Source organism: Aliiglaciecola sp. 3_MG-2023 (genome assembly GCF_030548205.1).
Classification (GTDB): domain Bacteria; phylum Pseudomonadota; class Gammaproteobacteria; order Enterobacterales; family Alteromonadaceae; genus Aliiglaciecola.
Window position 1 is genome coordinate 46,279 of the sequence record NZ_JAUORV010000019.1, and the last position, 12,100, is coordinate 58,378.

The following is a 12,100-nucleotide window of genomic DNA, read 5'->3' on the forward strand; positions in this document are numbered from 1 at the left end:
TTAAGCGGATGCTGAATAAACGATCAGCTTACTCTCCAATGGTATTAAAACCAAGGCCGTAGAGTGCCTCGGAAATCGGTAAATTTCCAGTTTTTAAGGTCACAGATGCAAATTCTCTTCTTATAGCATAGTGTTTTCGGCTATAAACGAAGTCTGCAGCGGATTTTACATCTTGTTTGAATGATTCACTATCCTGTTGAACATTGTAAGTGCTCAAAATTGCGGCACTGACTTGTTCAAATTTGCTGCTCTGGGACAAGTCTTTTATTTCGATAGTGTCAGCTGGCGGTAAACAGCTTTCAAAATTCAATTTTTGAGGCAAATTGAAACGCTGACATAGCTGTTCATATAACATGTAGGTTCCTCTGGCCTTTCCCTCAATGGTATGTCCCGCAATATGGGCAGTAGTTATAGGGCAATAGGGAACCAAATCAAAATCAATCCCGGGCTCATTTTCCCACACATCCATATTTAATCGCAGTTTCTTACCTTCTTGTAACAGGTTTTTCGCTGCTTGATTGTCGACTACTTCGCCACGACAAGCGTTGATCAATAACTGCTGGTCTTGTAGCTCGGATAACCTTTTACGATCAAACATGTGGTGAGTTGCATCTTCCCCTTCTGCGACAAAGGGAACATGTAAACTAATAATGTCACATTGGCAGATTTCCTCTAGTGAGCAGAAAACCCGAGGGTCACCTGCTTTTTGTAACGGGGGATCGCACAATTTCGTTTTTATGCCCAGTACCTGCAAACGTTTATCCAATTGTGTACCAACATGACCTGCACCAACAATACCAACAGTTTTATTCGCCAAAGCGGTTAGATCATCTGCATATTCATTTACTAAGCAACTTAGTACGTATTCAGCTACTGCAATGGCATTACAACCCGCTGCGCTGCCCCAAGGAATGGACCTTTTTTCTAGCATGGGTTTATCAATGTGATCAGAACCTGCGGTTGCAGTGGCAACAAATTTTAGTTTTCGCGCTTTACTAAGTAATTGTTCAGTTACCTTGGTTGTTGAACGAACTAAGAATACATCAACATCCATAAGATCATCAGGCGTTATTGTTTGACTTGAGAATGACTGAATATCACCAAGGGGTGAGAAAAAATGCTCGGCGTAGGGCATCGAGTCTTCGTAAAATATTTTCATGACTAACCTTATTCCGTTGGTTTAGGATAAACCTGTGAAAACGTAAAAGCGGAGGCGCTAGTGCCCTGCTCCCGTAATTGGGTTAAACGCGCTAGCGCTTCTGGAATTTCTGGTAAATGCCCCGCTGGGATCCACCACAGCACATAGGTATCTAATCGCTCTGGTTCAAACCACCTTTTACGCTGTTTGAGGAAGTCCATATGATGAGTTTTAAACATAAAACCTTTTAAGCTCTCCACATCTTCCCAAACCGATAGATTGACCAACATATTTGGATCATCAAAATAGTGTATGTTTGTCGCATTACCACTTTCGTCTTTTAACCGCCAAACAAACCCAGCGGATTGCTCTGCCAACGTATTGATAGGCTCAAGACCGTCGGCAAACTCTTTCATCACAGCACTTTCCATCGTATCTCGCGCTTTGCCGATATTCAGTTGGGCTAAGTGATAACACATGATTTTTCCGAATAATTGTTTACCGCTTAGTTTATACCTTTGATTGGGTAAAATCACTACTTGCTAACTAAAGTGGTTATATAGGTTTTAATAGTCAGACTAAATGAACTAAAAAAAACAACCTTAATTTCCCGCAAATACAGCGAGTTGTTCGATTCAGTTAGGCGGTGAATAAAATAACTAGAGTAAGACTACTGGTTGTTCATACTTAAGCCGTTGCTAAAGGGGAATTGTGAAGTGCCATCTGCGCCAAATTGGATTTAACGCAGATGTCATTTTGGAAAATCCTTACATAACAAGGATGGAGAACTCAGTGTTGATTTTTCTAATGTGTCTCGGTTTAACTTTTTAAGCCTGCATTTTCAAATTATTGTACCCATTAGTTACTCTCAATAACTGTTTGCGATTGGTCACCTAAACCTGCAATTCCCAAGGTGATTTTATCGCCAACATTCAAATATAGTGGTGGATTTTGCCCCAGACCGACACCAGGAGGTGTACCTGTTGAAATAACATCACCGGGCTCTAATGTGCAGAATTGGCTAAGGTAGCTAACAATGAAAGCGGGTTTAAAAATCATCGTTTTGGTATTGCCGTTCTGGAAACGTTTTCCATTCACTTCTAGCCACATAGCTAAATTATGAGGATCTGTTATCTCGTCACTGGTAACCAAGTAAGGACCAATGGGACCAAATGAATCACACCCTTTCCCCTTATCCCACTGATTACCTCGTTCTAACTGAAAGGTTCTCTCGGAAACGTCATTACAAATACAATATCCAGCAATATGCTCCGCAGCATCACTTTCAGAAACATATGATGCTTTTTTACCGATAACAATAGCTAGTTCAACTTCCCAATCTAACTTATCGCTATTTCGAGGTTTGATAATATCATCATACGGTCCACAGATTGCGCTAGTAAATTTTGAAAATACTTCGGGTTCTGTGGGAATAGGCATATTGGATTCAGCTGCATGATCTGCGTAGTTAAGCCCGATGCAAATAAATTTACCAACCTTATTTACACAAGCCCCTATACGCACATCAGAACTAACTATAGGCAAACTTGATAAATCAAGGCCTCTAATTTTTTCAAGTAAATCAGGTTGTAACGCCGTACCATCAATATCATCCAAAAAAGAAGATAAGTCGCGAATTTCATTGTTCCCATCTAAAATCCCTGGTGCCTCTTGCCCTTTGGGGCCAAATCGCAATAATTTCATTATTAGTTCCTGTTAGTTGTTAATGGTGACAAAACCACCGTCTATGGGAAAATTACTTCCGGTAATAAAGCTTGCATCATCTGAACATAGATATTTTACCAATTGAGCGACTTCAAAGGGGGTTGCCATCCGACCTATTGGCTGACTTTTGGACAGTTTGTCAAACATTTCCGGTTTGTTTTCAGGGTAATTTTTGTCTAAATAATTATCAACAAATGGCGTGTGAACACGAGCGGGGGCTACACAATTGCAACGAATGCCATCATTAATATAATCCTTAGCAATTGAATACGTCATGGTTAGCACTGCACCTTTACTCATTGAATATGCAAACCGATCTGAAATACCTACACTTGAAGCAATAGACGCCATATTGACTATGACACCAGACTGTTGTTTTTTCATGTGAGAAATCGCCGCAAACGCGCAGTTATATACCCCCTTCACATTCACCTGAAACACTTTATCCAACTCACTTTCAGTTGTTTCCTCTAGGGTTCCTATTGATCCAATTCCTGCATTATTAACCAAAATATCAATGCTACCGTGTTGCTGGACGACTTGTTCAAAAGCCTGTTTAGCTTGTTCATGATGGGTGACATCTAACGTTACTCCTTGGGCATCACCGCCTGCAGACATGATATTTTGCACAGCTTCAGCACTAGCTTCTGCTGATAAATCCACGACAATAACTTTATGTCCCACCGCTGCCAATGCCTTGCAAATAGCCAGACCAATACCACTTCCTCCACCAGTGACGATAGATACTTTTTGCTTATTCATGTGTTTTTTCATAGCGTTTTATTTTACTTACCTAAGTTATAAAATTCTGTTGCGGTACCAGACCAAAAACGTTGCTGCTCTATCAAACTTAGCGGCTCAACTAGTTTTTGAGAAATGTGTAACCAATCTGCATAGTTACTCTGCAAATTCAACACCGGCCAATCGCTTCCCCACATCATTCGGTTTGCACCAAAAACCTGATATACATGATTAAAATAGGGTTTGAAATCACTTACACTTTGTTGTTCTGCATTCGCTTCTAAGGTGAGACCTGAGACTTTAATAAATATATTTTTGAGAGTTGCAAAACTGCTGATAGCTAGCGCCCATTCAACAAATTCGCATTCTGCTATGTTGGGCTTAGCACAGTGGTCAATCACTATTTTTAAATTTGGATATTGCACCGCAAGTTTATTTATCGCTGATAAATGCCCTATACGCACTAAAGCATCAAACCTGAGGTTGTGCTTAGTGAGATGTTCAAAAATGGGTTGGAAGTCTGGATTCAAAATCCAATTTACATCATCCATATCTTGTAACATGGGGCGCACACCTTTAAACGCGGGATGAGTCGCCAAAAATGCTAAACGCTTGAGAACATTGTCGATGTCAGACTCGAAATCGATCCAACCAACAACCGCAGAAATCCCCTCAACCTCGGACTTAGATAACAAATAATCGGTTTCTGCGTCTGTCTCAGCAGCTTGAATAACGACCGCTTTATACACAGTTATTGGTTGACTTTGTAAGTGGTAATCTTGGGGACTAAAATCCTGATACAACGTAGTTATTTCAGGTGTCAACCAATGATAATCACCTCGTTTTAGTTGCCAAATATGAAAATGGCTGTCAACGATATACTGATCTTCGTTGTATGCCATTTAATTGTTTCCTTTAGGCAAAGGGGCTTGAGCATGGATTAGTTCCTTTGCTTTTAACTTCAACCAAAACCCTTGAGGTATGGTTTCTTTAAACAAAGCAATGGTTTGTTCCATTCGAGCAGCACTGTCAATGCCCGGTATGACTGTTGCAACAGCTGTATGAGCTAAAGGAAATTGTAGGGCCGCTGCGGGTAGATTCACGTTAAACTCTGCACACACAGCTTCAATTTGTGCAACTTTCTCGATAATGGATTTAGGCGCGGGCTGATAATTATAATAAGGCACCGAGCTACCTTTCACACCTGTTGCCAAAATACCGGAATTGTATGGGCCCCCTAAAATAATTGATGCACCGTGCTGTTCACATTTCGGTAAGAAACCGGTTAAAGCATCTTGTTCTATTAAGGAGTACCGACCTGCTAATAAAAAACAATCAAACTGTGCAAAATCCATGACCCGCTCGCAAATTTCGGTTTCATTGACGCCTAAACCGATAGCTTTTATCGAGCCTTGCGAGCGCAACTCATCTAGAGCACGATACCCACTAGACGTAAATTGTTTATAATAAAAAGTATCTTTATCACCATGAGTACTTTTTCCAATATCATGCACTAACAAAATATCAACTTGCGCCAATCCTAGTCTTTGCAGACTATCTTCATATGACCGCATAATGCCACTGTAGGTATAATCATAATGAGCATCAAAAGGCATCGGTGTTTCGAAACCATAACGCGGTTCACCAACATTTGCATGACGATCTGGCGTTAACATTCTGCCTACTTTAGTCGATACAAAGTAATCAGATTTTGGCAATGTTCGTAACGCGTCTCCTAACCTTCTCTCACTAAGCCCTAAGCCATATCTGGGCGCAGTATCAAATAATTGAATACCTTGTTTGATAGCTGCTTGCACAGTGAACCGCGCGTCACTGTCAGATATAGCCTGATACAGATTGCCAAGTGACGCACCGCCAAACCCCAACATCGGTACCTGTAATTCTGTATTACCAATTGATTTAGTTGCAATTTTGGTCATTATCTTTCTCGGCTAGTCGACTAGATACTGCGGTAAGTCAGAGACCTGCGCACAGCCCAGTTGATTCATAATTTGTGTCAGTTGTGTACTAAGCGCATTGATAGCGTGATACCCCCCTTTTTTACCCAAAGCACCTACTGCATATACGAATGGTCGTCCTAGAAATGTAAAGTCAGCGCCGAGTGCTAAAGCACTGGCAATATTAGTTCCACTTCGAAGACCACTATCCATCATTATTTTAATTTGGCTTTTGTACTTTTCACTGATAACTTGCAAAGGTTTGACAGGCGACTCACCGGCATCAAGTTGACGACCTCCGTGATTTGAAATAATTACTCCGTCAGCTCCTAATTCAATGGCACTTTTCACATCGTTCTCGTTAATTAACCCTTTTATGACTAATGGACCTTTCCAAAAATCTCTGATCGGTTTTAAACCTTCTATGTCAACTCTTCCCATTACAGTTTGATTCATAAAGGCAGCTAATTGATCAACTGGCATATTTGGCGGCATATAAGGTTTGAGAGTTTGCATTTCAGGCTTGCCAGCTAGTGCTGTTTCAATAAACCAACTTGGGCGGCTGAGCATTTGCAGTATATTTTTAATGGTCATTTTGGGAGGCATAGCTAAACCATTTTTGATATCTCTTGGTCGATAACCAAAAGTAGGTACATCGACAGTTACCACGAGAACTGGATACCCAGCCAATTTAATTCTTTCAAGTAAATTTTGACGAATTTCCTTATCAGTTGGGTTATATAACTGGAACCAAGCCTTACCTTCTGAAATTTCGGCGATTGTTTCAAGGGATGCCGATGATACGGTGCTCAAAATGTACGGGATGTTCTTATCAGCAGCAGACTTTGCTAAAATTTCGGGGGCCTTGGGCCACATAAGTCCTTGTAAACCTACAGGTGCTATACCAAACGGCGCACTGTATGTTTGACCAAATAGATCAACATCTAAAATACTGCTTTCAAATGGTTTGAGAAACTCACTGCGCAATTGTACCGCTTCAATATCAAGCCGATTACGCTTTACGCTTATTTCTTCCATACAGCCACCGATTAGGTAATCATAAGCAAATCCAGGCATTCTTTTCTTCGCATGGGCTTTTAAGTCTTCAATACCGGGAAACCTTGGATCAAAAAAGTCGTTCATTGGTACCCTTATTCAACTGTGGTTTTAAACTTGAAATCACCATGTAAGATCATGGTTCCCCAATTTTTTAACCATGTCGGTTTGTTTCTGTCACCAGACCACCAATTCTCATGATGAATATTTCCCCAATTCCCCTCACCGTCATGTTTATTATCTAAATCTGCAATGGCAATATTAAGACCCATTCTTGTAGTAGGCATATCTGCGTGCCAAAATTCACCCGGTGCAATTTCTAAAGTCGGATTAGGTTTAATTCGCCATTCAATGGTGTAGCCTTTGTTATTTGATTTTATCTGAACCTTTGCTTCCATCGCTTTTTCTAAAATCCACTTTTGGTAGTTGTTCCAAGCACTCTCTATGGAACGTTCTTCACCTTCCAATAAACCGCCTTGACCAATGCCATTAAGCCTAGATTTATGAGTACTCACTACCATCTGCCAACTATGTCCGTTTCCCTTATTAAGCTCCTCGTCCTCTTCACGCCATTGGTTTTCGGCATTGATTAACACTTCTACGCCATCACCAAACCAAGGAAAACCATCTCGTGTTAACTCGTGAGCTTTATCATTTTCATTTGGCAACCATCTTTTTGTATCAAATCCATAAAGCAGGTTGTCATTGACATCAAAAGCAAAATAGAGATATTCACCGTCATGCTTTATCCATACACTACCATTTAGATCACTCGTGTCTTTAACTGGTGAAAACTGTGAAGTCCAGTGCTCAATTCCACTTAGTTTTGTTGCGTCTGCATATTCACCTTGGCTGATATATCCATCGAAAGTTGGACTTGAACCTCGGTAAACCGACACTTCCGGTAAGGGAGGAATGTCGACTTGTTTGTTTCCATTCGTTTTGAGAGAAGGTGTTGAATCGTTTTGACTGGCAAGAATTTCAAAGCCGGCATATAGTGAGACCATCACTAAAGCAAGTATTGCCCATGCTCGCCAAATATTCTTTGATTGTTTTTTAGATTTACTGGTAGCTTTTCTCGCCATTTCTTTAAAGCTAGGTAGTAACTCTTCTTCAGAGGAATGCTGCGTTAATAGCGAGAGCACTACCGTTAATAACGAAGTAAACAAGAAAAGCAGAAAAGACAATGTTAGAAAATGTGGCCAGGCCTCAAAAAGCCCCAATGTATTGCCATTTACACTTAATAAACCAACTGTGACACAGGTAATACAACCAATAACGAAACTATATATTGCCGCCGTAGTCGTAACCCGCTGCCAAAATAAGCCAATTAAAAATAATGTGGTTAGTGGTGGGGCTAAAAAAGCAATCAAACTTTGCAACAACTCAAACAAATTACTCGCTACCCCTTCCATGGCAATGGCCCAGACAAACGCCAAGACACTAGCTACGACCGTCACGATACGCCCTACAAGCCTGGTTTCTGGTAACGAAAGTGGCTTGCCTTTTTTGAATATGGGTTCGTAAAAATCTAAGGTGAATATAGTACTAAACGAATTTAATCCTGAATCTAAGGTACTGATTAACGCAGCCATTAAAACTGCAATCATCAACCCTCTAAATCCTACAGGCATATACTCGCTGACCATAGAAATAAACGCGCCATCGGTATTTTCAATACCTGGATTGAGGATATAGAACAAAATACCTGGCAGAATAAAGATAAAAGGAGGAAGAATTTTTAATGCGGCAGCAAGGAAAACACCTTTTTGTGCTGTTGGTAGATCTTTTGCTGCAAAGACACGCTGTACGATGGTTTGGTCAGTACACCAAAACCAAACTGCCATAATTGGATACCCTAAAATAAATGCAGTCCAGGGAACCTCTTCTGATTCTAAGTCAATTAACGACCAATACTCAGGTGGTGCTTTGCTAACAAGCTCCCCCACACCACCCACTTCATACAGGCCAATTAAAGTCAATGCGGCCATGCCGACAATCATTAACACAGTTTGGAATGCGTCAGTGACAATAACCGCGGCTAAGCCTCCCACTACGGTAAAACTGGTGGCAATAACCAGCAACAATAAAACAGACTGCCACAACTCCCAGCCAGTAAATTGTGAAAACAGTAACCCGCCAACATATAACCCGCCGCCAAGCCAAACAACGACAACTGTTAATAACGAATAAGCGGTTAATAATCGATACATGGTCTCGCCGAACCGGCGTTTGATAATTTGCGGAATGGTTGTGACATTTAAACTTAAATAATAAGGCGTAAATACCATCGCCAGTAGTAGCATAAATATCCATGCCATCCACTCAAAGTTAGCAATCAACATACCGGAGCCATATGCTGCACCGAAACTGGCAATTAGAAATGAAGGGCCAATATTTGTCCCCCAAATAGACATCCCAATACTGGCAAAGCCGACACTTTTATCTCCAACAAAGAGTGAAGCATCTTTTGATTGCCTTAACGAAACAAATAGCCCTACGGCCATTAAAAGAATGACGTAAATAGCTATGACAAAATAATCGAGAGAGTGGAGTGATACTTCTACATTCATGATGATTTGATTACATATTGAGTGTCCCTATGAACAGGGACACTCGTTCTATGTATATTCCTTAATTAAAAGTTACCTCTAACGGCGAAAACAACGGTGCGACTTCTAGTGACATAATCGCGAAAGTTAGACTCATCTACAATGTAATTTCTGGCGTCTTCTTCTGTTGCATTAATAACATTCAGAATTAACTCTACATTCTCATTTAGGTTATATGACAAATTAATATCTATCTGGCCGGTTGCTTCACTAAAAGCAGGCTGATTCGCTCGGTCGAAGCCACCTCCTAGTGCCTGGAAGAACTCATCGCGATAAACATAGGCTAATCTTGCGCCAAAGGTATCAGTTTCGTAATATACAGTTGTATTAAAGTTGTTTTCGGATGAACCAGGGAAACCGTAGCTCAACAACGGATTGTTTTCAGGGTTGTCAAAACTTGAATCAACGAAGGTATAGTTAGCTTGAATACCAAAAAACTCAGTAATTGGCATATTGGTCCCTAGCTCAATACCTTGTACTTTACCACTAGAAACATTGACTGGTTGTGTCACATCAAATAGCTGATCACCAAAACCATCAAGTTGCACGTCTGAACGTGCTTCACGTAGCACAAAATTCGATACATCTTTGTAGAAAACACTGGCGTAAATTGCACCGTCGTTTTGCGTATAGTATTCAAGCGTTGTATCGAATGACCATGCTGTGTACGGCTTCAAATTAGGATTACCAATTTCGGCGGTGGGATTGATTGTTGGATCGTAACCAGATGCAGTTGGATCGACAAAATCGACTGTTCCATTAGACTTCAAATCAGTATATTCAGGTTGAGACATAGATTTAGAGACACCAAAACGCACTTGCATATCATCACTCAACTCTACCATTAAGTTAGCACTAGGTAGGTATTCCCAACCATCGTTACTCACTGTTGAAGGCACATACTCAGCACTAATCTGGCCTGCAACTGGGTGAACTACTCTAACGTTTTGGAAACCATATACATCGCGATCTGTTTCTATTGCTCGCAAACCTAAGTTGCCGGTAAAGGGCAACTCCATGGAACCAAATTCGCCGTTGAAATCAAGCTGAACATAAAATGCTAGCGTATCTTCTTCAACCACAAAAGAACTGGCTCTATCCAATGGCATCGCGCCATCAACTACATCATACAAGGGAGAATCAAAAGAACTTCTATCGGCGCTCAAACCAAAGATATCCGGATAGGCAGCTAATTGAGCATCATAATCAGCGAGTAAGAATTGGTTATAGCCGAGATTTTCATCTGGGAAGAGCACTTCGGTTAGCGAACCGTCAAAAGTGGCAGACTCTAAAGCTTCATCATCAAAAATAAGACCGAAAGCACTGGCTTCACGAATATCAATCTCCGCTGAGGTATATCGCATTCCACCTTTTATCATTAAGTTTTCGTTGATATAGTATTTTGCGTCTAACTTGAATGCATGTTTATCAGAGTCACCTTCGCGTTCTCTTACAAACGCGCCGATACTGTCATATGAAGCCGGATCATTAGCATCTGCACCAAAGGTAAACGAAGGTACATCGCCCGTTCCATCAAAGGTGATTTGACTCTGATCGAGCACAGTGTTGATATTCGACTCGAAAATACCTAGCCTTAAATCTTGTTTGAAGTCGACAGTAGAATAGGAATAATCAGCCTCGACCGTAAAATCGCTGTATTTCCCCCAAATTAAATTGAAACCAAAAGTAGAGTTATCAGATAAGTTATCAAACAGTAAATCAAATGGACTCAGGTAAATGCCGCTACCGCCAACAACTTTAGAAGCGTCGATACCTTGTACAAAATTATTCTCAATATCAATGGCACCGGGACCAAAAACGCCACTGTAATCAAAGAACACATCTAGGGTAGGACGCTGTGAATAAACATCAAAACTGGAGGTATATCCATCGACAGTGAGTTCTAAATCTTCGTTAATTTTCCACTGTAAACCGGCTGAAATCGACTGACGTTCTTTGCTACCGCGGATAGCATTATAAGAAATTCTGGTATGGGAAAGTACGTCTTCACGAATGGTGTCAGCCTGGCCGTCACCAGTAGTATCTAATTGAAGGTCCCTTTCTTGCGCTCTTGTAAACACTTCATCTACCGAGTAATCTGCATCAGAAATAATTGCTGAAATATAACCAGCAACTGTATCTTCATCATTTTTAAAGCCAAAAATACCCGATAATTTTGGTGCAACCTCACTCGTTTGACTGTCGTGATATCCAGAAATTGTAGCCGCACCAAAATAATTGCTACCATCTTTGAATGAGCTCAACGCATTTAACGGCTTGAGGGTTTCTAACTCAATTGATCCGCCGATACCACCCTCTATAGTCTCTGCAGAAGGAGTTTTACGTACCACTACACCACTTATAATTTCTGAAGGTATTACATCGAGGTTAAATTGGCGGATATTTTGTATTCCTTCATCCCCATGGGACAAGGGAGAACGACCGTTTACTGTAGTATTGACAAAAAGAGGCCCCATGCCGCGAATTGAAGCACGGTCACCTGAAATTCCATTATTATTGCGTTGAATTTGCACGCCCGGAATACGGTTAATGGCGTCGCCTATATTGTCGTCGGTGAATTTACCAAGATCTTCTGTAGTAATGGCATCAACAACGCCACTAGCCCCACGTTTTAAATTTTGCGAATTAACGATACTGCCTCGAATTCCACCTCGAACCTCGATCACTTCAACATCACCAGCTGATGAAGATGGGTTTGCAAGTTCATCTGTCACTTCAGCTGAATGTGCATTAGCTAAAAGGGTGCTACCAATGACAACGGATAACACAGATAACTTAGTTTTCAATTTTTTCATACTTGTACCCTGCGACATAATTTGTGTGTGTATTTTTTTGTTAATTTAATGATC

9 protein-coding genes are annotated in these 12,100 nt (G+C 40.8%); all 9 read right to left on the reverse strand.

Annotated features, from left to right (window positions below; all coding sequences use genetic code 11):
• Positions 1 to 28: 28 nt before the first annotated feature.
• Positions 29 to 1,159 carry a 4-phosphoerythronate dehydrogenase gene (locus Q4574_RS18565; RefSeq protein WP_303476417.1) on the reverse strand — a complete coding sequence of 377 codons (1,131 nt, stop codon included), beginning with the start codon at positions 1,157 to 1,159 and terminating at the stop codon, positions 29 to 31.
• A gap of 8 nt (positions 1,160 to 1,167) precedes the next feature.
• Positions 1,168 to 1,617: a DUF3291 domain-containing protein gene (locus tag Q4574_RS18570; RefSeq protein WP_303476419.1), complete on the reverse strand. Its 450-nt coding sequence runs from the start codon at positions 1,615 to 1,617 to the stop codon at positions 1,168 to 1,170.
• A 379-nt stretch (positions 1,618 to 1,996) separates the two neighbouring features.
• Entirely contained in the window at positions 1,997 to 2,842 is an 846-nt protein-coding gene (locus Q4574_RS18575) for a fumarylacetoacetate hydrolase family protein (protein WP_303476421.1), read from the reverse strand.
• Between the two features lie 12 nt (positions 2,843 to 2,854).
• Positions 2,855 to 3,625 (reverse strand): SDR family NAD(P)-dependent oxidoreductase, encoded by a 771-nt coding sequence (locus Q4574_RS18580; RefSeq protein ID WP_303476423.1) that lies wholly within the window; start codon positions 3,623 to 3,625, stop codon positions 2,855 to 2,857.
• A 23-nt stretch (positions 3,626 to 3,648) separates the two neighbouring features.
• Positions 3,649 to 4,506, reverse strand: a complete 858-nt coding sequence (locus Q4574_RS18585) for an amidohydrolase (RefSeq protein ID WP_303476425.1) — start codon at positions 4,504 to 4,506, stop codon at positions 3,649 to 3,651.
• Positions 4,507 to 5,544, reverse strand: coding sequence for an aldo/keto reductase (locus tag Q4574_RS18590; protein WP_303476427.1), 1,038 nt, complete (start codon positions 5,542 to 5,544; stop codon positions 4,507 to 4,509).
• Positions 5,545 to 5,556: 12 nt separating this feature from the next.
• On the reverse strand, positions 5,557 to 6,705 hold the full coding sequence (locus Q4574_RS18595; RefSeq protein ID WP_303476429.1) for an alpha-hydroxy acid oxidase: 1,149 nt from the start codon (positions 6,703 to 6,705) through the stop codon (positions 5,557 to 5,559).
• A gap of 8 nt (positions 6,706 to 6,713) precedes the next feature.
• Complete coding sequence (locus tag Q4574_RS18600) at positions 6,714 to 9,191, reverse strand: sodium/solute symporter (RefSeq protein WP_303476431.1); 2,478 nt, start codon at positions 9,189 to 9,191, stop codon at positions 6,714 to 6,716.
• Positions 9,192 to 9,256: 65 nt separating this feature from the next.
• Positions 9,257 to 12,046 (reverse strand): TonB-dependent receptor, encoded by a 2,790-nt coding sequence (locus Q4574_RS18605; protein ID WP_303476434.1) that lies wholly within the window; start codon positions 12,044 to 12,046, stop codon positions 9,257 to 9,259.
• Between the last annotated feature and the right edge of the window lie 54 nt (positions 12,047 to 12,100).